Annotated in this window: 18 protein-coding genes; 8 read left to right on the plus strand and 10 right to left on the minus strand. The window is 61.1% G+C overall.

The window, feature by feature from the left end; translation table 11 throughout:
* Positions 1-99 precede the first annotated feature (99 nt).
* From LB557_RS25230 to LB557_RS25240, 3 genes are all read right to left on the minus strand, one after another.
* Entirely contained in the window at positions 100-882 is a 783-nt protein-coding gene (locus LB557_RS25230; protein WP_015318692.1) for an ATP-binding cassette domain-containing protein, read from the minus strand.
* The gene (locus tag LB557_RS25235; protein ID WP_015318693.1) at positions 879-1,940 is read right to left on the minus strand and encodes an ABC transporter permease; all 1,062 of its coding nucleotides are present in this window, start codon (positions 1,938-1,940) and stop codon (positions 879-881) included. Before LB557_RS25235 ends, LB557_RS25230 begins: the two co-directional genes overlap by 4 nt.
* A 158-nt stretch (positions 1,941-2,098) precedes the next feature.
* Entirely contained in the window at positions 2,099-3,076 is a 978-nt protein-coding gene (locus LB557_RS25240; RefSeq protein ID WP_411969383.1) for a sugar ABC transporter substrate-binding protein, read from the minus strand.
* 267 nt (positions 3,077-3,343) lie between these two features.
* Between LB557_RS25240 and LB557_RS25245 the strand changes: the two genes are divergently transcribed.
* The 4 genes from LB557_RS25245 to LB557_RS25260 all read left to right on the plus strand — a co-directional run bounded on the left by LB557_RS25245 (position 3,344) and on the right by LB557_RS25260 (position 7,312).
* On the plus strand, positions 3,344-4,570 hold the full coding sequence (locus LB557_RS25245; RefSeq protein ID WP_224644277.1) for an ROK family protein: 1,227 nt from the start codon (positions 3,344-3,346) through the stop codon (positions 4,568-4,570).
* A 1-nt stretch (position 4,571) separates the two neighbouring features.
* Complete coding sequence (locus tag LB557_RS25250) at positions 4,572-5,018, plus strand: RbsD/FucU family protein (RefSeq protein ID WP_015318696.1); 447 nt, start codon at positions 4,572-4,574, stop codon at positions 5,016-5,018.
* Complete coding sequence (locus LB557_RS25255) at positions 5,015-5,938, plus strand: carbohydrate kinase family protein (RefSeq protein ID WP_015318697.1); 924 nt, start codon at positions 5,015-5,017, stop codon at positions 5,936-5,938. The genes LB557_RS25250 and LB557_RS25255 overlap by 4 nt, the downstream gene beginning before the upstream one ends.
* A 231-nt stretch (positions 5,939-6,169) precedes the next feature.
* On the plus strand, positions 6,170-7,312 hold the full coding sequence (locus LB557_RS25260; RefSeq protein ID WP_224644276.1) for a DegT/DnrJ/EryC1/StrS family aminotransferase: 1,143 nt from the start codon (positions 6,170-6,172) through the stop codon (positions 7,310-7,312).
* A 74-nt stretch (positions 7,313-7,386) separates the two neighbouring features.
* On the opposite strand, the gene LB557_RS25265 is transcribed toward LB557_RS25260, so the two are convergent.
* From LB557_RS25265 to cysD, 4 genes are read right to left on the minus strand one after another with little or no spacing between them, the layout of a single operon-like run.
* A complete protein-coding gene (locus tag LB557_RS25265) occupies positions 7,387-8,649 on the minus strand; it encodes an O-antigen ligase family protein (RefSeq protein WP_224644275.1) in 1,263 nt (420 codons plus the stop codon).
* 54 nt (positions 8,650-8,703) lie between these two features.
* A complete protein-coding gene (gene cysQ, locus LB557_RS25270; RefSeq protein WP_224644279.1) occupies positions 8,704-9,507 on the minus strand; it encodes a 3'(2'),5'-bisphosphate nucleotidase CysQ in 804 nt (267 codons plus the stop codon).
* A gap of 10 nt (positions 9,508-9,517) precedes the next feature.
* Positions 9,518-11,455: a sulfate adenylyltransferase subunit CysN gene (gene cysN, locus LB557_RS25275; RefSeq protein ID WP_224644274.1), complete on the minus strand. Its 1,938-nt coding sequence runs from the start codon at positions 11,453-11,455 to the stop codon at positions 9,518-9,520.
* Between the two features lie 2 nt (positions 11,456-11,457).
* Positions 11,458-12,363, minus strand: coding sequence for a sulfate adenylyltransferase subunit CysD (cysD, locus tag LB557_RS25280; protein WP_015318702.1), 906 nt, complete (start codon positions 12,361-12,363; stop codon positions 11,458-11,460).
* A gap of 468 nt (positions 12,364-12,831) precedes the next feature.
* Here cysD and LB557_RS25285 point away from each other — a divergent pair, with 468 nt between their 5' ends.
* Positions 12,832-14,199, plus strand: coding sequence for an O-antigen ligase family protein (locus LB557_RS25285; protein ID WP_224644330.1), 1,368 nt, complete (start codon positions 12,832-12,834; stop codon positions 14,197-14,199).
* Positions 14,200-14,216: 17 nt separating this feature from the next.
* Complete coding sequence (locus tag LB557_RS25290) at positions 14,217-15,164, plus strand: NAD-dependent epimerase/dehydratase family protein (protein ID WP_015318704.1); 948 nt, start codon at positions 14,217-14,219, stop codon at positions 15,162-15,164.
* A 41-nt stretch (positions 15,165-15,205) separates the two neighbouring features.
* On the opposite strand, the gene LB557_RS25295 is transcribed toward LB557_RS25290, so the two are convergent.
* The 3 genes from LB557_RS25295 to LB557_RS25305 all read right to left on the minus strand — a co-directional run bounded on the left by LB557_RS25295 (position 15,206) and on the right by LB557_RS25305 (position 18,162).
* Complete coding sequence (locus LB557_RS25295) at positions 15,206-15,745, minus strand: sugar transferase (RefSeq protein WP_015318705.1); 540 nt, start codon at positions 15,743-15,745, stop codon at positions 15,206-15,208.
* Between the two features lie 118 nt (positions 15,746-15,863).
* Positions 15,864-16,151, minus strand: coding sequence for a hypothetical protein (locus LB557_RS25300; RefSeq protein ID WP_023771497.1), 288 nt, complete (start codon positions 16,149-16,151; stop codon positions 15,864-15,866).
* A gap of 22 nt (positions 16,152-16,173) precedes the next feature.
* A complete protein-coding gene (locus tag LB557_RS25305; RefSeq protein ID WP_041163495.1) occupies positions 16,174-18,162 on the minus strand; it encodes a UDP-N-acetylglucosamine 4,6-dehydratase in 1,989 nt (662 codons plus the stop codon).
* 462 nt (positions 18,163-18,624) lie between these two features.
* Here LB557_RS25305 and LB557_RS25310 point away from each other — a divergent pair, with 462 nt between their 5' ends.
* Together LB557_RS25310 and LB557_RS25315 are read left to right on the plus strand one after the other, a co-directional pair.
* Positions 18,625-20,055 (plus strand): phosphomannomutase, encoded by a 1,431-nt coding sequence (locus LB557_RS25310; protein ID WP_224643555.1) that lies wholly within the window; start codon positions 18,625-18,627, stop codon positions 20,053-20,055.
* Positions 20,055-21,470 carry a mannose-1-phosphate guanylyltransferase/mannose-6-phosphate isomerase gene (locus LB557_RS25315; protein WP_224643556.1) on the plus strand — a complete coding sequence of 472 codons (1,416 nt, stop codon included), beginning with the start codon at positions 20,055-20,057 and terminating at the stop codon, positions 21,468-21,470. Before LB557_RS25310 ends, LB557_RS25315 begins: the two co-directional genes overlap by 1 nt.
* Positions 21,471-21,552 lie beyond the last annotated feature (82 nt).

Here is a 21,552-nt window from a genome sequence, read left to right on the forward strand (position 1 = left end):
GCTTTCACCGTTTCTCCCAGCCCACCCTAGTGCATTGCAACATCTTTTCAATCGATTTAGAGAACGCCGTCATCTACTTACCCTGCGGCAAGTTGGCAGTCAGGCCGCCAATGCCGCCTCCGGGGGTGTTTTTGCCCCGGTCATGAAGGCAACGGCGTCGGACATCGTATATTGCTTGGGGTCGATGACGCACAGTCGACGGCCCAGACGGTGGATGTGGATACGGTCCGCCACCTCGAAGACGTGCGGCATGTTGTGCGAGATGAGCACAATCGGCAGGCCGCGCTTCTTCACGTCGAGGATCAGTTCGAGCACGCGGCGGCTCTCCTTGACGCCGAGCGCCGCCGTCGGCTCGTCCATGATGACCATCTTCGACCCGAAGGCGGCGGCCCGGGCCACCGCCACGCCCTGGCGTTGGCCGCCCGACAGGGTCTCCACCGCCTGGCTGATGTTCTGGATGGTCATCAAGCCTAGTTCGGTGAGCTTGTCGCGGGCACGCTTTTCCATTGCCGGACGGTCCAGCATGCGAAGCCACTGGCCGACGAAGCCGGGTTTGCGGATCTCGCGGCCGAGGAACATGTTGTCGGCGATCGAAAGCGCCGGCGACAAGGCCAGGTTCTGGTAGACGGTTTCGATGCCGGCTTCACGGGCTTCCATCGGCGACTTGAAGGAGACGGGTTTGCCTTCAAGCCGGATTTCGCCTTCGTCCGGCACGGCCGCGCCGGAAATCGCCTTGATGAGTGACGACTTGCCGGCGCCGTTGTCGCCGATGACGGCAAGGATTTCGCCGGGGTAAAGGTCGAAATCGGCATTGTCGAGAGCGGTGACGCGGCCATAGCGCTTGACCAGACCGCGCGCGGTGAGGATGGGTTCCTGGGTCATGCCGAAACCTTTCTGATCCATTGGTCGATGGCGACGGCGCCGATGATCAGCACGCCGGTAAGCAGCACTTTCCATTGCGGATCGGCGCCGAGCATGTTGAGGCCCATCGAGACGACGCCGACGATCATCGCGCCGAACAGCGTGCCGAGGATGGAACCGCGGCCGCCGAAGAGAGAAATACCGCCGATCACGGTCGCGGTGATCGCCTGCAGATTGTAGTCGGTAACAGCGGCGGACGGCGAGATCGAGCCGTTGCGGCCGATGGAGACCCAGGCCGCGAAAGCGGCGATCAGCCCGGCAAGGGTGTAGACCGTCATCAGCACCTTCTTGGTCTGGATACCCGACAGCTTCGCCGCCTCCTGGTCGTCGCCGACGGCGTAGACATGACGGCCCCATGCGGTGTGGTTGAGCACGTACCAAAGAACCAGCACGAGCACGACCGTGGCGATGACGCCGAGCGTCAGCACCGCCGTGCCTACCTTGAAGCTCAGGGCAAACAGGTGCAGCAGCGGTGCCTGGTTGTCGACATCGGTGTCGCGGATCGTCTCATTGGCCGAATAGATGAAGTTCGTGGCCATGACGATGTTCCAGGTGCCAAGCGTCACGATGAAGGGCGGCAGCTTCATATAGGCGACCAGCAGCCCGTTCAGCAGCCCGCAAGCCGCACCGGCGGCAAGCCCGATCGCCACGGCGAGCACGCTCGGCATGCCGTAGCTGACCGCGCAATTGCCCATGATCACGGCCGATATCACCATGATCACCCCGATCGACAGGTCGATGCCGGCGGTCAGGATGACCAGTGTCTGCGCGGCCCCGAGAATGCCAACGATGGCAATCTGCTGCAGGATCAGCGTCAGCGTGTAGGACGAGAAGAACCGCCCTCCGATCGTGATGCCGAAGATGACGATCGACAGAAGCAGCACGATCAGCGGCACCGCCGCCGGCGTCGAATGCAGAAAATGCTGGATGCGCTTGACGGCTGATTTGTGCTCGTCAAAAGCGGCTACACTTGTATCGCTGGCCGAGAGAACCTTCTCGAATTCCTGAGCTTGAGCCATGTTTCCTCCCCGTAGGGCTTCAGCCACGCGCTGACGCCGTCCACGCCTTCCGGTCTGTCGCCGGGATTATTCGCGTTTACAGTGATGCATCGTCCACCCGATGCGGCCGGGGATCAAGTCCCCCGGCCGCATCGGTTCCGTTGCCGGTCAGGCCAGTATCAGCCCCAGCACTTGGCGAGGCCTTCCTTGGTGTCGATGGACTTGACGCCCGTCGCCGGCTTGTCGGTGACGAGGTTGACGCCGGTGTCGAAGAAGTTCTTGCCCTCGGTCGGCTTCGGCTTGGTGCCGTCCTTGGCGAAAGCGGCGATCGCCTCGATGCCGAGTGCGGCCATCTGCAGCGGATATTGCTGCGAGGTGGCGCCGATGACGCCTTCGGCGACCGACTTCACGCCGGGGCAACCGCCGTCGACCGAGACGATCAGCACCTGGCTTTCGAGGCCGACAGCCTTGAGCGCCTGGTAGGCACCGACCGCGGCCGGCTCATTGATGGTGTGGATGACGGTGATGGTGTTGTCCTTCTGCAGAAGGTTTTCCATCGCCTTGCGGCCGCCTTCCTCGTTACCGTTCGTCACATCATGGCCAACGATGCGCGGATCGGTCTCATCGCCGATCTTGTTGGGGTCCTTCACGTCGATGCCGTAGCCCATCATGAAGCCCTGGTCGCGCAGAACGTCCACGGTCGGCTGCGAGGGTGTCAGGTCGAGGAAGCCGATCTTGGCGTCCTTGGCCTTGTCACCGAGCGTGGCGGCGGCCCAGGCGCCGATCAGCTTGCCGGCCTCCAGATTGTCGGTGGCGAAGGTCGCGTCGGCGGCGTCGATCGGATCGAGCGGCGTGTCCAGCGCAATCACCAGCAGGCCCGCATCGCGCGCCTTCTTCACCGTCGGTACGATGCCCTTGGTGTCGGACGCGGTGATCAAAATGCCCTTGGCGCCGTCGGCGATGCAGCTTTCGATCGCCGCCACCTGGCTCTCGCTGTCACCGTCGATCTTGCCCGCATAGGTCTTGAGATCGACACCAAGTTCCTTGGCCTTGGCGGTCGCGCCCTCCTTCATCTTGACGAAGAACGGATTGGTGTCGGTCTTGGTGATCAGGCAGGCGCCGACGCCGGCCGCGGACGCAGACGAAGCGAACGCCATCAGACCCAGCGCGGCCGCCGCGAAAACGGTGGACTTCAACAATTTTGTATTGGTCACGATTTCCTCCCAGTGGAACATTTTCGAATGCCGGCCAACCGGCACCCGCACGGCATCCAGGCGACTTCTCCCAGCGCGGATGCTCCCTCAAGGAACACCACGCCAGCGCATCTGTCAATAATTAAATCACTCTTATTTATTATTGACAGTCTTGCGTCGTTCACTCATTCTGACCCAAAAGCATTGTGGGGAAACGACGGGAGGAACAGGGTGGAGACGGCCACTGCGAGGCATGGTTCGCCCGAAGCGAACGAGAGCCTCATTCACCGCGGCACCAACCAGAGTGGCATGCGCGACCACAACGAGCGCCTGGTGCTTTCGCTGGTGCGCCAGCACGGCAGTCTGGCGAAGTCCGACATTGCCCGCATGACCGGACTTTCGGCGCAGACGGTCTCGGTCATCATGCGCGAACTGGAGGAAGAAAGCCTGCTCGTGCGCCAGGCGCCGTTGCGCGGCAAGATCGGCCAGCCCTCGATCCCCATGGCACTCAACCCCGAAGGCGCCTTCTTCATCGGCCTCAAGATCGGCCGCCGCAGCGCCGAACTCGTGCTGATCGATTTCCTCGGACAGGTGCGCGCGATGCTGCAGCATTCCTACCGCTACCCTGCCCCACGCGAGACGGTCGAGTTCGTCACGTCAGGCATGAAGGCGATGCGCGGCGAGCTGACGCCGGCACAGGACAAGCGCATCGCCGGACTTGGCATCGCCATGCCTTTCGAGCTCTGGAACTGGGCCGACAGCGCCGGCGCGCCGCGCGACGTGATGGACGAATGGCGCCATCGTGACATCAGGACCGACATCCAGGCGCAATGCGATTTTCCGGTCTATCTGCAGAACGATGCCACCTCCGCCTGCGGCGCCGAACTGGTCTTCGGCCAGACGGGCGCGGCGCGGGATTTCGTCTATTTCTACATCGGCGCCTTTGCTGGCGGCGGCATCGTGCTCAACGGCCGGCTGTTTGGCGGGCCGACCGGCAATGCCGGCGCGCTCGGCTCAATGCCTGTGCCGGGGCCGGATGGAAAACCGACCCAGCTGATCGACGTGGCCTCGATCGCCATGCTCGAAAAAACACTCAACGCGCGTGGCGTCGAGGCCTCGTATCTGTGGACCTCACCCGAGGATTGGGGGGAGATCGGCGCCGCGCTGGACGAGTGGATCGCCAGCGCCTCGCAGGCGCTCGCCTACGCCATCGTGGCAGCGTCCTCGGTCATCGATTTCGAAGCCGCGGTGATCGACGGCTGGATGCCGAAGGCCGTGCGCCAGAGGCTGGTCGAGGCGGTCGTGACGGCAATCGGCGCGATCGACGGCGAAGGGCTGAAACTTCCGGCCGTCCGCGAGGGAAGCGTGGGTATCCATGCCCGGGCGCTCGGCGGCGCCAGCGTGCCGCTTTCCGAACGCTTCCTGATCGGTTCGACGACGATCTCCAGGGGCGCGTGAAATGCTGATCGGGATTCCGGCGCTGCTTGGTCCAGAGCTTCTGGCGACGTTGCGCGCCATGGGCCATGGTGACGAGATTGCCGTGGTCGACGGGAACTATCCGGCACAGGAGCAGGCAAGGCGCCTCATCAGGACCGATGGCCACGCCCTCATGCCCGTACTCGACGCGATACTGACGCTGCTTCCGGTCGACGATGTCGTGCCGGAGGCGCTGTTTCGCGCCTCGGTGAAAGGCGATCCGTCGCTTGCCGACCCCGTCCATCGTGAAATGGAGGCGATCTGCGCCAAACGCGCGCCGGGCCGCAAGGTGGTTGCACTGGCCGGCGCCGACTTCTATGCACGGGTCAAATCGGCGCATGCCATCGTCGCGACAAGCGAGCCGCGGCTTTACGCCAATATCATCATCCGCAAGGGCGTGATCTATCCGCCGGAGACCGAGAAGCCATGATCCTCTGCTGCGGCGAAGCCCTGATCGACATGCTGCCGCGCACCACTACGGAGAATGAGCCGGCTTTTGCCCCCTATGTCGGCGGCGCTGTCTTCAACACAGCGATCGCGCTCGGCCGCTTGGGCGCGCCGGCCGGCTTCTTCTCGGGCCTGTCGTCGGACCTGTTCGGCGGTCAGTTCAGGGACGCGTTGGGGGCGAGCAAGGTCAGTTCCACCTACGCGCACACCTCGCCCCGACCGACGACCCTGGCCTTCGTGCGGCTGAACAATGGCCAGGCCACCTACACCTTCTATGACGAGAACACGGCCGGGCGCATGCTGACCATCGAAGACCTGCCGCAACTCGGCAGCGAGATCGAGGCGATGCTGTTCGGCGCCATCAGCCTGATCTCGGAGCCGGCTGGGTCGGCCTATGAGGAATTCATGCAGCGCGAGCATGAGGCTCGCGTAATGATGCTCGATCCCAACATCCGGCCGAACTTCATTCCCGACAAGGCCAAGCACCTCAGGCGCATCCGGGAGATGATGGCGATGGCCGACATCGTCAAACTGTCGGACGAAGATCTCCACTGGTTCGGCGAAGCCGGCTCGCACGAGGATGTCGTGCGCAATTGGCTCGACCGCGGCCCGAAGCTGATCGTCGTCACGCATGGCAGCGAGGGTGCCGTTGGCTATAGCAAACAGCATCGTGTCACCGTCATGCCGGAGACAGTGAAGGTGGTGGACACCGTCGGCGCCGGAGACACGTTCAACGCCGGCATCCTTGCCTCCCTGCATGAGCAAGGCCTGTTGACGAAGGCGGCGATTTCCAGCCTGTCCGAAGACGCCATCCGCAAAGCATTGGCGCTCGGCGCCAAGGCGGCGGCAGTGACGGTATCACGAGCCGGCGCCAATCCCCCGTGGCGGCACGAGATCGGCTGATCGGCTCTCCAGCGCGATCACTTTATGTTTCCAGGCGCCGGAAAACCTCGATAAGAACGGGCTGAATTGCACCGCCAAGCCCGGATTCCCGGCTTTGTGGGACAATATGCCGGCAAAACGTGGTAACGGGCTGCGACACTTGCACCAAGTCCCCGATCCGCAGCTGGCTTTTTCAGCCGCGCCAAGTCTGGTACCAGCGGGCCGGTTATTGGCAGGTATATTGAGGCCGACATGCAATTCATCGATCTTGGCGCGCAGCGCGAACGAATCCGCGATCGGCTGAAAGCCGCGATCGACCACGTGGTCGAGGATGGCCGCTACATCCTTGGCCCGCAGGTCGCCGAATTCGAGAAGAAGCTCGCCGCCTATGTCGGCGTCAAGCATGTGATTGCCTGCGCCAACGGCACCGACGCACTGCTTTTGCCGCTGTTCGCCGCCGGCATCGGCCCGGGTGACGCGGTGTTCGTGCCGAGCTTCACCTTCGCCGCCACGGCGGAAGTGGTGGCGCTGGCCAAGGCCGAGCCGGTTTTCGTCGATGTCGATCCGACAACCTACAACATCGACATCGCCAGCCTCGAGGCGGCGATCGCGGCCGTCAAGAAGGAAGGTCGACTGAAGCCGAAGGCGATCATCCCTGTCGACCTGTTCGGTCTTGCCGCCGACTATGAGGCGCTCATGACTATTGCCAATCGCGAAGGCTTATTGGTGATCGAGGACGCAGCCCAGTCCATGGGGGGCTCGCTCGAAGGCAGGATGTGCGGCGCGTTCGGCCATGTCGGCTCGACCAGCTTCTATCCGGCCAAGCCGCTCGGCTGCTATGGCGACGGCGGTGCGATGTTCACCAATGATGACGCGCTGGCCGACGCGCTCAGATCCTTCGCCTTCCATGGCAAGGGCGAGACGCAGTACGACAACATCCGCGTCGGCATCAATTCACGGCTCGACACGCTGCAGGCGGCGATCCTGCTCGAGAAGCTCGCCATCCTCGAGGAAGAAATGGTGGCGCGGCAGGTGGTGGCCCAACGCTACGCTGAAGGCCTTGGTGACATCGTCACCGCAGCCCGCAACCTGGGTGGCAGCCGCTCGGCCTGGGCGCAATATGCGATCGAAACGCCGAAACGCGACGGGCTTAAAGCGCATTTGAGCGAAAAGGGCATTCCGTCCGTCATCTACTACGTCAAGCCGCTGCATGAGCAGATCGCCTATCGCGACTACCCGCGCACGCCGACCGGTCTTGCCGTTTCGGAGGACCTGCCGAAACGCATCCTGTGCCTGCCGATGCACCCCTATCTCAGCGAGGCCGACCAGGACCGGATCATCGAAACGATCCGCAATTATATCGGCTCGAACTCGGCGCAGGCCGCGGCCGAATAGGCGTTGGGCACGGACACCCGACCGACACTTCCTTGGCATAGAGCGACGACGGCGCAGGCCGTGCGCTTCGCCCGTTATTTTGAGAAGGCCGCCGCGTGTCTTGTGGTCCCGTCTTCCATTCCCGATCGGGTCATGGAACGGCACTGCACTATGCAGATCCCCGCGGCGAAGACCAAAATGCCCAGCACCCATGACAACCAGATCCGATGGTCGACCGAGAGTTCGACGACAGCTATGATCAGGTAGGAGCTGGCTATGAAATGGCAGGGGCCGCTCAAACCACCGATCATTCTTATGATCGCCGCCAGGAGCACCCCATACACGATGATGCCCAGCGCTCCCAGTTCGTACCACAAATCGAATACGATATTATGTGCGCTTGGGAGATCCGCCTGCGCATAATATGTCGGACTCACGACAACCCCGGCCGCGTTTCTGATCGTATTGGCGCCATGGCCGAGGATCGGCTGGTCCGCGATGCGGGGCGAAATCATCTGCCATAGATCAAGCCGCGCTGCGAAGGTTCCTGGATAGAAAGCCAGCCATCCCGTTGTTTTGAGGTAGGCGAACAGCGGCGCGACGACGAAGGGGGCAATCAGGGCAAGAGACAAATAGATGGCGAAAAATCCAACCAAAACGTGCTGGCGGTATTTCGCGGGCATGACAAACATCACCGCCACGAGGACAATCGCCAGATTGACGCCGGTCGATCGGCCGTAGAGCAATGTCAGAACGGCAAAGAGAGCCGCAAGCCCTTTCCAGACCAGCCTCGGCTGGGCAAGAAATATGACGGCAAAAAAAGCTCCGTACACCGTGATCTTGTGAAGGGTGAAAACGTTCTCCACAAAGCGTGGATCTTCGGTCAGAAACGCAAAATACAGTTCCCAGCCCATCACCGATACGACGCCGATCAGCATGCCGGCCAATGACACCCACGCGAGCCGCTCGCGTTGAGCGCTCGCAAGCGCGAAAATGCCCTGGAACAGCAGGATAGCGGCGATCGAGTAGCCAAACACGTCCCTCGCCGCCATGAGAGAGCGGCTCGCATCGACCGACCACAGGGCGCTCGCAAGGACAAAGCCTGACAAGAGAGCGAGAGCAATTGCAAGGCCTGTCGTGCCTCTGCCAAAACGCGCACGCTTCGTCAAAAGGGCGAGAGCGCCCATGAGTGCCCCGACAAGCGTTAAGACCGTTGGGGACATTTCGACGAAGGCGAAAAGGGCGGGAGAAAGGGCGTAGAGGCCCAGCAACATCCTGAAGACTATTTCATCACGATTGCTGGTCCATGCGGGAAAGCCGCCCAAAATGACGGCATGGCATTTCTGAAACAAGGACATTCACTTACCGACTCAGGGGACGTCGACAAAGGATAGGCCATCGACGAGGGCTTTTCACGTACGTTCGATACGTCCCTGGATTGCAGCCTCGCCGCTGGCGATGAAATGCGGATTGGCGAAGTCCGCGTCATCGGCCTGGTTGCGCTTGCCATAGGTCAAGGGCTTGCCGTCCAGCGTCCGCGTCGTGCCGCCGGCGGCACGCAGCACCGCGTCACCCGCAGCGGTGTCCCATTCCATGGTGCGACCGAACCGCGGATAAACATCCGCCTCGGCATTGGCGAGGAGGCAGAATTTCAGTGACGAACCGACCGAGACGATCTCGGCGGCACCAAGGTCGCGAATATAGGCTTCGGTTTCCGGCGTGTTGTGCGAGCGGCTGGCAACCACGGCCAGCGGCGTCGCGGCCGTTCTCACCGAAATCGGCCGGCGGGAAACGATCCGGTAGTCCTTATCGACTTCGAGGGCTTCCGCCCTGCCCGGCCGGCCGGAAAAAAACCGGCCGCTGCAGGGTGCGAAGACAACGCCGACTTCCGGCACGCCATGGCGGACAAGCGCGATGTTGACGGTGAAGTCGGTGCGCCGGTTGACGAATTCCTTGGTGCCATCAAGCGGATCAATGAGGAAGAAGGCCTCGCCAAGTTCGCCCGGCATGACGCCGGCCGCCGCTTCCTCCTCGGCCACGCAGGGAATATCGGGGAATGCGGCGCGCAGGCCTGCAAGAATGATCTTCTCGCTCTCGCGGTCCGCCTCGGTGACCGGCGAGGCGTCCGACTTGCGGTCGACCGCGCACCCGGCGTGGAATACGCGCATCACCTCGCGCCCGGCCGCTAGCGCCAGCCGCTCGAAGATTTCAAGCATCGACGTGTCGTCAGATACCGCCGCCATTGTCATATTGGTCTTCGGCAATGTCACGCTCGTTCAGCCAGTGTTCCAGGGCATCTACCATCTCTTCAGCCGATCTGCCGAGCGTCTTCAGATGGATCTCCGGTTTCTCCGGTGCTTCGTAAGGCGAATCGACGCCGGTGAAATTCTTGATCTCGCCATTCAGCGCGCGGGCATAGAGGCCCTTCGGATCACGCCTGGCGCATTCCTCGAAAGGCGTATCGACAAACACCTCGATGAACTCGCCATCGGCCATCAATTCCCTGGCCATCCGCCGCTCGGCGCTGAACGGGGAAATGAAGGAGACAATGACGATCAGCCCGGCGTCGGCCATCAGCTTGGCCACTTCGGCGACGCGGCGAATGTTCTCGACGCGATCGGCATCGGTGAATCCAAGGTCGCGGTTGAGACCGTGGCGGACATTGTCGCCATCGAGAATGTAGGTATGACGCCCAGTGGCGAAAAGCTTCTTCTCGAACAGGTTGGCGATGGTCGACTTGCCGGAGCCCGAAAGCCCCGTGAACCAGAACACGGCGGGCCGCTGGTTCTTCATGTCGGCACGCACGCGCTTGCCGACATCGAGCGATTGCCAATGGATGTTTTCGGCGCGGCGCAGGGAGTGTACGATCATGCCTGCGCCAACCGTGGCGTTGCTGATGCGATCGATCAGGATAAAGGCGCCAGTGGTCCGGTTCTCGCCAAACGGATCGAAGGCGATCGGCGCCCGGGTCGAAATGTTGCAGATACCGACTTCATTCATTTCAAGCGACTTGGCCGCCTCATGCGCAAAGTCGTTGACATTGATGCGGTACTTCAAGTCGGTGACGGTGGCGCTGGTCTGGTCGGTCTCGGTGCGCAGGATATAGGAACGGCCGGGCAGCAGCGCGTTCTCGTCGAACCAGACGATGTTGGCGGCGAACTGGTCGGCGACCTGCGGCCGTGCGGACGGCGAAACCAGCATGTTGCCCCTGGAAACCTCGACCTCGTCGTCGAGAACGAGCGTGATGGCCTGGCCGGCCACCGCCTGTTTGAGATCGCCGCCATAGGCGACGATGCGTTTGACATGCGAGGACTTGCCCGATTTGGCGACCACGACCTCGTCGCCTTGCGCAACAATGCCGGACGCGATGGTGCCGGCAAAACCGCGAAAATCGAGATTGGGACGATTGACGTACTGAACCGGAAAGCGGAACGGCAGCTCGGCCGTGGCTTCCTCGACGGAGACGGTTTCGAGATGCTCGATCAATGTCGGGCCGGAATACCAATGCGTGTTTTCGGAGCGGCCGCTGACATTGTCGCCGTAGCGGGCCGACATCGGAATCGGCGCGATGGTCTGGAAGCCGAGATCGCGTGAGAACTGCCGGTAGTCCTCGACGATCCTGTTGAAGACCGCCTGATCAAAGCCGACGAGATCGATCTTGTTGACCGCCAGCACGATGTGGCGGATGCCGAGCAGCGAGGCGATGATCGAATGGCGCCGCGTCTGGCGCAGCACCCCCTGCCGGGCATCGATCAGCACGATCGCCAAGTCGGCGGTCGAAGCGCCTGTCGCCATGTTGCGGGTATATTGCTCGTGGCCGGGCGTGTCGGCGACGATGAACTTGCGCTTCGGCGTGGCAAAGAAGCGGTAGGCGACGTCGATGGTAATGCCTTGCTCGCGCTCCGCCTCGAGGCCGTCGACCAACAGCGCGAAGTCGACGTCGTCGCCCGTCGTGCCGTGCTTGCGCGAATCGCGTTCGAGCGCGGCGAGCTGGTCCTCGAAAATCTGCTTGGTGTCGGAGAGCAGGCGTCCGATCAACGTCGACTTGCCATCATCCACCGAACCGCAGGTCAGGAAGCGCAGCAGCGACTTCTTCTCCTGCGCGGCCAGATAATCGCGGACGCCGTCCGTTGGAGCGAGGCTCTTTGCCATGATGTGGCGCATGGTCAGAAGTACCCCTCGCGCTTCTTCTTTTCCATCGAACCGGCTTCATCGCGGTCGATCAACCGACCCTGCCGTTCGGAGGTGCGTGCCGTCAGCATCTCGCCAACGATGGCTTCAAGTGTGTCGGCGTCGGATTCGATGGCGCCGGTCAGCGGATAGCAGCCGAGCGTACGGAATCGCACCAACCTGTCCTCCACGACCTCGCCGGGCAGTAGCTTCATGCGATCATCATCCTTGAGGATCAGCATGCCATCGCGTTCGACAACCGGCCGCCGCTTGGCGAAATAGAGCGGCACGATCGGGATGTTTTCCTGCAGAATGTACTGCCAGATGTCGAGCTCGGTCCAGTTCGACAGCGGGAAGACGCGGATCGATTCACCCTGCGCGATACGTGTGTTGAAGATCTTCCACATTTCGGGCCGCTGGTTCTTCGGATCCCACACATGCTGGGCGTTGCGGAAAGAGAAGATGCGCTCCTTGGCTCGCGACTTTTCCTCGTCGCGGCGGGCGCCGCCAAAGGCAGCGTCGAAGCCGTATTTGTCGAGCGCCTGGCGCAGCGCCACGGTTTTCATCACATGAGTGTGGGTGTTCGAGCCGTGATCGAACGGATTGATGTTGTCGCGCACGCCATCTTCGTTGACATGAACCAGAAGATCGAAACCCAGCTTCTTCGCCATCTGATCGCGAAATGCGATCATCTCGCGAAATTTCCAGGTGGTGTCGACGTGAAGAAACGGGAATGGCGGCTTGGCCGGATAGAACGCCTTCATCGCCAGATGCATCAGCACCGACGAATCCTTGCCGACGGAATAGAGCATGACCGGCTTGGTGAAGGCTGCCGCGACCTCGCGGAATATGTGAATGGACTCGGCTTCAAGCCGCTGCAGATGCGTAAGCGCTGGTATCATGGACCGTGAGCGTTCTCTCATGCCTTGCAACAGAAGATCCTGCGTCAAATCATCGAGCCTTTTGCGCCCGGTTCAAAGCTTCGCTTCTGGACAAGTGTTTCGTGCGGGCGTTCTAGCAGATCGTCGCGGCCCAGAACAATGCAAGACGAGCCCGACAGCCATTCGTTCGGGAATGAATTTTCCACGGTTGCGACAAAACCCGGAAATTTCTGCTTGGAGAGCTTCCAGCCGTGAAAAGGCTGGAAAAATATTGCCTGTGAGAAGGCCGGGGATGCTGCAGGGTCAACCGGTGCCGACCGGGAGTTTCAGCGGCAATCGATCACGGCGTACTATCGAAACAGCGGCCCAGCCGCTATACGCTTAGAAGGGCAAGATGCATTATCAATGGGCAATTTCGAGGTGAGCATGTTGGGTTTCACCGAACACGATGTGCCGCATAAATTTTCTCGAGAATAGCGGGTCCGAAAATTGAACCGGCTTTCATTCATAAGACAGCAAATCACGCCTTCGCGGATCAATGTCTACTTCTCCATTCTCTGCTTCTTTTCTCCCCCGGTCCTGGGATCGGCGGTCAGCTTCGTGTTCAATGGCGGCGGACTATGGTCCGTCCTGTTAATCGCCTTGAAGAGAAGGCACTTCAATGTCGACCGGGCGATGATGGCGCTGACGATCGCGATCTACGCCTATTGCGCAAGCAATGTCCTGGCGTCCATCGTCAACCACGCGATCGTCAAGGACGCACGGCATCTCGTCCCGCTGATCACCTTTCTGTTTTTTCCCATTTCCTATTCGACCTGGAGCACTACGCAAAAAACAACGCTCGTCCGCATCATTGTGTTGGCCAGCATGGCGGCTTGTTTCGGAGCGCTGCTGCTGGCGGTTTATCAGCAATATCGACTTGGTATGCGCGCCGAGGGTGGGGCGGGGAATGCGATCGTTTTTGCTGAGGTCCTCTGCCTTGCGGTGGTGATCTGCGTGGCCGCTGCCCTATCCGGTATAGAGAAATACAGGATCGCCCTCGCCTGCGCCGCACTCGGCGGAACGATCGCCATCATCTACTCCGGTACGCGCATCGTCTGGCTGGCACTGCTGATTGTCGGTGTCGCCGTTCTGTTGATCAACCAGCAGAAGCTAAGAGGGAGAGATGCCGTTCGCGTGCTTTTGCTGCTGGCCGCGATTGCGGTCGCTATCGCGTTTTTCGGGTTCCAGACGATAGCGAGTCGCGTCGCATTTCTGCACTCCGACTGGGATGCGCTGGCGGCCCATGGTGACCACACGACTGCTTTGGGACTACGCGTCGCGCTTTGGGATATCGGCCTGAAGGCATTTCATGAGATGCCATTGTTTGGACATGGGGTGGGTGCCACCCGGCTCTTGATCAAGCAGGGCTTTCAGGATCAGTTCGGGATGGATGCAGGTTTCAGTCATTTCCACAACGGCTTCCTGACCGCCTTGGTACAAGCGGGAATCTTGGGTGCGGTGACGCTGGCGGCGATCTTTGTGGCTGCCGTCAGAAATGCAGCCCTGGTCCTCCGTGACAGCACCGATCCGATCGAACGGTTCGGCGCCACCATGATCGTCGCCGTCGTGATCACCTACCTGACTGCCGGCATGACGGGCATCCTGATCGGCCATGACATTCTTGACTCGGTCTTTATGGTCTTCCTGGTGTCGGGAACATATCTTGCCTGTGGCCGCCAGGCCGCGTTGGTGGAAAGGCAAGCCCTTCCACCAGTGGTGGGAGCCCAGGCGACGTCACCACCGAAAAGCCAAACCGTTCCACTGGTGACGGAAGCCATTCCATCAGACCTGGCACCTCCGCCAGCCGCCCGATAGCCGGTCCTGGCAAGACAATGAAAGTCCTGGTTACGGGCGCGACGGGTTTCATCGGCCGCCAGGTGGTCCATCGGCTTCGTGAGGCCGGTGTCGAACTTCGCCTTGCCTCCCGTCAGCCGGAGAGACTTGATGCCGGGCCCGACACGATGCAGATGCCGGGGTACGATGCACCTGCCGAGGCTTTCCTGGCGCTGACCAGGGATGTTACGGATGTCGTCCATTGCGCGGGTCTGAACAATGATCAGGGCAATGCCGCCGAAGCTGATTTTCGGGCAGCCAATGCGCAATTGAGCGCACGTCTGGCGCATGCCGCCGCCACGCAGGCAAGCGGACGGTTCATTCATCTTTCCTCGATCCGGGCCGTGATCGGCGCGCGTGCCAGCGCAACCATCGACGAAAACACGATCCCCGACCCACAAGACGCCTACGGGCGCTCGAAACGTGAAGCAGAAATCGCCGTGTTGGGCGCCTATGCCTCGCATGGCCGTGCCGACGCGGCCATATTGCGGCTGCCTCCAGTCTACGGGATCGGGATGAAAGGAAACCTGGCGACGCTGATGCGGCTCGCCGATACGGCTCTGCCGATGCCAACGGGCGCATTGACGGCGAACCGTTCGCTGCTATCATCGCAATCCGCGGCACGGGCGGTGTGGCATCTGCTTTGCCATTCCGAGCCACTTCGTCCGATCTATCTCGCCAGCGACGAGCCGCCGGTGTCCGTCGCTGCCGTCATCGGTGCCTTTCGCCGCGGCTTGCGGAGGCCGACGCGCCTGATGACCGTGCCGGCTGGACCGATGCGGACAGCCGCCACACTGCTTGGCAAGCGGATGTTCTGGGACAGCCTGACGGCGACGCAAATATGCGACCCGTCGCTGCTTGTCTCGGAAGGCTGGGCGCCGGAACCCAGCACGCTGGAGCGGCTGACCGAGATAGCGCGGCTCCGAAACCCCCGACGTCCTGTTTGATCCCGGCCCAAAGACCGGTTCCGCTTCTGGAGCGGGGCTGCTCAGCCGCGATAAAGTGTTCCAAACAGGATCCGAAGGTCGAGCCAGAACGACGCGCTCCTGAGATAGGTGGCATCGGTTTCGGCCAGAAGTTGCGGGTTCGACATGTCGATGCCCCTGATCTGGGCCAAGCCTGTCATCCCGGGCAAAGCCTGCAAAACGCCCAGCCGCCTGCGGCATTCGATCAGTTCCGTCTGGGTCGGCAGGCAAGGACGCGGCCCGACCAGGCTCATTTCGCCGCGCAGGACATTCCACAGCTGCGGCAACTCGTCGAGCTTGAATTTCCGCAAGCCCCTTCCAACCGATGTCACGGCGCTCACCGGGGTTTCATGCGAGGGCAAGGATGGCGTTCCCTGGTACATCGTCCGCAACTTGTGGCAGCGAAAAAGCACACCTTCGCGGCCAATCCGCGTTTGTGAAAAAATCACCGGACCGGGCGAGGATACCCGGACGGCGACAATGGCCAGCAATAGAATGGGAGAGGTTGCCACCAGCAGCACAGCCGCACCGGCGAGATCGAAGATTTTCTTGGCTGTCTTCATGTGGCCGATAGGGCTCCGTGCCAGGGCTCTACGCGATAACCGCCAGCGATGCCCGTCAATCCGGCCGGCGTAGCACGAGGTCGCCTTCCCAACCAAGCGCGCCGCGCGGTCCTCGATTTCAGATACGACCCAGGACAAAGGCGAGATAGAGTCCAAGGGTGCCGGCAAAAGTCTGTCGATAGACGCCGCTTTTGCGCAGGGCGCCCAGGCGTTGGAAAAGGGAACCTCGCCGACCGTTCGCGAACAGGTCGAGGCACGCCACCGCATCCTTCGTAAGGAGATCGCGATTGACGGCAAGGCCGGCAAGATTGAGATCGGTCCAGTCCGCGAACTGGCCCTTGAACAGGCGACCCAGCCGGGAGATCCGCGCCTGCCACGATGCATTGGCGCCGACCAGATCAAGCACTCAAGATTATTTTCTGCACAGCCTAAGTCGCCTGCCCAGCCGTTTTCGGGATCACCTCTTGAGGCGTGGCCCCCCTCGCCTTCTTGGCGCGGTCAAGACCGGCAAGCGCGGCAAGCGAAGCTGCCTTGTTCTGGCTCTTCATCTCCTGCTGAAGCGCCGCAAGTGCTGTCTGGACATCCGACCACTGCGCGACATCGGTGCTCAGGCCGAAGATCTTGGCAATGCTGAGTTCCACCAGTTCCTCGTCCTCGCCGTGCAGGGTCTCGTGGAGCTTTTCGCCCGGGCGGATGCCTGTGAAGCGGATTGGAATGTCCGTATAGGGGCTTTTTCCCGCCATGCGGATCATCGTTTCGGCCACTTCGACGATCGGCACGGGCTTGCCCATGTCGAGCATGTAGACGGCGTAATCCTGGCCGGCCGGCCGCGAGGCGGCATCGGCCGCCGACATGATGACGAGATCGACGGCTTCGGCGACAGTCATGAAATAGCGCGTCATGCGCCGGTCGGTTATGGTGACCGGCCCGCCGGCCTCGATCTGCGCCTGGAATATGGTCGCCACCGAGCCATTGCTGCCGAAGACGTTGCCGAAGCGCACGGCGATGAACTTGGTGGAGGCGCGACGCCCGCCCGGTTCGCCGGCCGGCGTGCCGTGCAGGGCGCTGACGATCTGTTCGGCGGCCCGCTTGGTCATGCCGAGCACGGAGGTCGGATCGACGGCCTTGTCGCTCGAGACCATTACGAATTGCGCCACTCCGCATTTGGCCGCGACCTCGGCGCAGACAAGCGTGCCGAAGACGTTGGTCTGGATGGCCGATTCCCAATTCTCCTCCAGCAGCGGAACATGCTTCAACGCCGCTGCATGGAAGATGATGTCAGGTTTGAATTCCGTGACGACGCGCGTCATCTGGCGCCGGTCCGCGACATCGACGATGCGGACCTTGAGGCGATCATGATGCTTCTCGTCGATATACTGGCTCAACTGGAAGATGCCGAATTCGGAATTGTCGGCGACCAGCACGGCCTCGGCTCCAAGCTCCAGCGACCGCTTGACCAGCATTCGCCCGATGGAGCCGGCGCCTCCCGTGACCAGGACGCGCTTGCCGCCGACGAAGGCGCCGATGCGCTCGATGTCGGATGGCACAGTCGGGCGGCGCAGGATCGTTTCCATCTCGACGGCATCGAGAACGAGCTTTCCCTCCTGGCCCAGCTGCGAAAGGCCTGCGAACTGCACGACCGCTATGTCGGCGTGACGCGCGACACGGACCAGCTCCGAGTATTCCTCGATCTCATGCTCGGCGCCGCTGCCGAAGATCAGCAGATCGAGGCTTTTGGTGCCGCTCGCATAGTCCTCCAGGACATCGATTAGGCGCGGCCGGGTCGCCACCACCGGGACCCCTTGAATGCGCGTGCCGAGCGGCGCGCCATGCTCGGTGGCCATGATGCCGGCTATGGTATGATCGGGGGGTTGCGCCGTGCGCGTGAAACGAATGATCAGGTCGGCCTCGCCGAGCCGCCCGACGAACAGGGCCTGCTTGGTGCGCGCCGTGTCGGCTTTGCCGCTGAGGACACCCCAGCTCGCGCCGTCACGCAGGAAGCGGTAGAACAGCCGGGGCGCCGAGATGACGGTGAAGGAGACGAGCAGGAAGACGATGAACTGGCGCTCGTTGAGCCCCGCGACAGGCTGAAAGGAACGCACGAACAGCGAAACGGCGTAGAGGACGAATGTCAGTATCGCGCAGCTCTTCAGGATGTTGAAGAAATCAGGCGTCGAAGCGAAGCGCCAGACCGTGGTGTAGAGGCCGCAATATCTGAACAGCAGATGGCTGATGACCACGATGCCGGCCCAGGTGACAAGGCCCTCCGTGGAGAGCGCCCCAAAGGAAAGATCCGACCGCGACAGGACGAGGCTGAGCGCCACGGCGACCAGGACCATGACCACGTCCTGGACCATGATGAAGGCGCGCCGCATCTGAGGCCTGAGCCCGAACACAGCTTCTATATAGGATACCATTGGGCAGTACTGAACTCCGGACGTGAGAACTTCAACACCAATGCCGCGCCAGGTCGAATACCATTCGCCACCGGCCACCTATGTTAGCGCAAATTTCTCGGCCCCCGCCGCCTTTATCGCATAGCGTGGACTTGAAGCCATCGCCAGGGATTTTTTCACCGGCGTCTCATGAACGAGCGCGTTGATGAAGATATCATGTAACAGCGACTGGAAAAGTAGCTTCCGCTTATAAACACTGTCGCGCGACTCAGGTGGATCACAAGACCGGCCGAAAGATTGGAAATTTCGGCGGATTTGACGCCGCCTTTCTGGTCAACTACTCACGAAGTCTCGCCCAAGCCATTACCGACGCACTATTTGGAGAGCCCGAGGAACACTGGACGGCTGGCCAAACGATTTCCGGTTGACAGATGGGCGCACTGCAATATGACGGCCTTCCCCCACACTAGCCAAAGTGAAGTAATGAAATTTGGATCGAGTGGCCTTCGAGGCTTGGCTTCGGAACTGGTCGGCAAACCGAGTGGACTTTATACTGAAGCCTTCGCTTGGCGCCTAGCAGCAGGCGGGCTCCAGCCGAAGGCCAAGGTGTTCATAGGTCGCGACTTGCGCGATAGTAGCCCGACCATTGCAGCCAACTGCATGGCTGCCTTGGTGGTTGGTGGATTTCAACCGATCGATTGCGGTGCCATTCCAACACCAGCTTTGGCGTTGTATGCTCGGCAGCATGGCGCAGCGGCGCTTATGGTGACCGGTTCGCATATACCCGCTGACCGCAATGGCATCAAATTCTATAACCCGCAGGGTGAGATCAGCAAGGCCGATGAAGCCGCTATAGCACGCTATGCCGCGGAAAGGTCAGACGCTTATAACGCCCCGCCGGCAATAGGAACGGCTTTGCCAGGACATCATGACCAGGCGATTACCGCCTATCGCGCGCGCGCTGACGACATCCTGGAGCCTGGATCCCTTTCAGGCATGAGGCTCGGCGTCTATCAGCACAGTTCGGTCGCGGCGGACCTTCTCGTGAAGGTTCTCCAATCTTTTGGCGCCCATGTGATACCTGTCGGGAAATCCGATACCTTCGTACCTGTCGACACCGAAGCCGTTGACCCGACCACAATTGCAAAGTTCAAGGGTTGGGCTCGAGAATTCAAGCTCGACGCCATCGTGTCGGCCGACGCCGATGCCGATCGACCACTTATCGCCGACGAGAATGGCGATCTGTTTCGTGGCGACCTGATCGGCCTCGCCACGGCCTTGTTCTTGCGGGCTGATATCATAGTGACGCCGGTGACCTCCAATTCAGGCATTTCGGAAGCCTTCGGTTTTACGGTTCTGAGAACAAAGGTGGGATCTCCATTTGTCGTCGAAGCCATGGAAGCCTCCTGTCATCCCGAAAAAATCGTCATTGGCTTCGAGGCCAATGGTGGCGTTCTCCTGGGGTCGGACTGTTCACTTCACGGAAAAACGTTGACGGCATTGCCGACACGAGATTCCCTGCTCCCCATCCTCGCCGTCCTCGGTATGGTCGCGTCGACAGGAAAATCCCTGTCGCGTTTGCGCGAACTGTGGAATCTTCCCGCCTGCGCAAGCGAACGTCTCGAAAATTTTCCGGTGGAGAGTTCCCGCAGCTTGATGCGCCGGCTTGCGGACCGGGATGCACTGCAGCGATTTCTGGCGCCGTTCGGGACCGTTGCCGACGTCGACGAGACTGACGGGCTAAGGACAAAAATGGAAACCGGCGAGATCATCCATCTGCGGCCGTCCGGCAACGCGCCGGAGCTTCGCTGTTATTCAGAGGCTATGGACCCAAGCAGAGCGACAGCGATCGTGGCGCTGACGCTCGAAAGAGCGCGGGCAATCACATCCACAAACGAAGCAGAGGTCGCGTAATGAAAGTGGTTCCCGTCATCATCAGCGGTGGAGCCGGATCGCGACTATGGCCCGCCTCGAGGCAATCGCACCCCAAACCTTTCCTCAAAGTGGCTGACGGACATTCTCTTATTCAGCACACAGTGTTGCGCGCAGCTTCGATAGAGCATGTCGTGGAACTCGTCGTGGTAACGTCCGGAGAACACCTGTTCCTGACGAAAGACGATTTCGACGAACTGGATTCCGTGATGTTGCCGCGCACATTTCTGCTCGAACCGGAAGGCCGCGATACGGCCGCCGCGGTGGCGGCGGCCGCTATCCATGCCAAGGCAACGCAGGGTCCTGAGGTGATTCTGTGTGTCTTCCCGGCGGATCACATGATTGGCAACCTGCCTGCTTTTCTGGCCGTGATGGGCCGGGCCATCGAACACGCGCAGCTGGGGCGGATCGCCACATTGGGCATCAGCCCGACCAGACCGGACACTGCATTCGGTTATATCGAAGCGGATGGTGAGAAAGTCGTCCGTTTCGTTGAAAAACCTGATCTCGAGACGGCCAAGGCCTATGTCGCATCCAAGCGCTTCTTCTGGAACGGCGGCATCTTCTGCTTCAGCGCACAAACCATGCTCGACGAAATGGCTTTGCATTGTCCCGCGGTGATCCAGGCTGTCTCCGACAGCTATGAGAACGGCCACTTCAGCCAAGGCGAAGGCTTTGCCAAGATCGAACTCGCGCCCGAGCACTTTGGCTCCGCCCCGCGAGTCTCGCTTGATCACGCGGTCATGGAGAAGACAAACAATCTTGCCGTGGTTCCCTGCGACATGGATTGGAACGACATCGGGTCGTGGAACGCAATGGCCGACCTGATCGCTCCCGATGCAAGCGGGAACAGGATACGCGGCGATGTTCACATGATCGACACAACCGGTAGCTATGTGAGCTCCGATAAGCGCGTCATCGGCACGGTCGGCGTCAGCGACCTGGTGATCGTGGATTCCCCGGATGCGTTGCTTGTCGCATCCCGCGACCGTGTTCAGGACGTCAAGAAGCTGTTTGACGACCTCAAGGCTTCTGGACATGAAGCGCACCTGCTTCACAGCACGGTGCACCGCCCGTGGGGTACCTATACGGTTCTGGAGGAAGGCGAGCGCTTCAAGATCAAACGCATCGAGGTGAAGCCTGGTAGACGTTTGAGCCTGCAAATGCACTACCATCGTTCCGAGCATTGGGTCGTGGTCAGCGGCTCCGCGAAAATAGTCAATGGCGACCAGGAGCTGTTTCTGGCGACCAATGAATCGACCTACATCCCTTGCGGCCACAAACATCGGCTGGAAAACCCGGGAAGAATCGACCTGGTGATCATTGAAGTACAAAGCGGCGATTATCTCGGCGAGGATGACATCGTGCGCTTCGACGACATATACGGTCGCAGCTGACAACCGGTTGGCTCGCTGTGCTTGGCGAGCAACTATCAGACACAACCGAGAGCATCGATGACAAAGAAAGCCTTGATTACCG

The organism is Mesorhizobium sp. BR115XR7A, from assembly GCF_020165315.1.
Taxonomy (GTDB): domain Bacteria; phylum Pseudomonadota; class Alphaproteobacteria; order Rhizobiales; family Rhizobiaceae; genus Mesorhizobium; species Mesorhizobium australicum.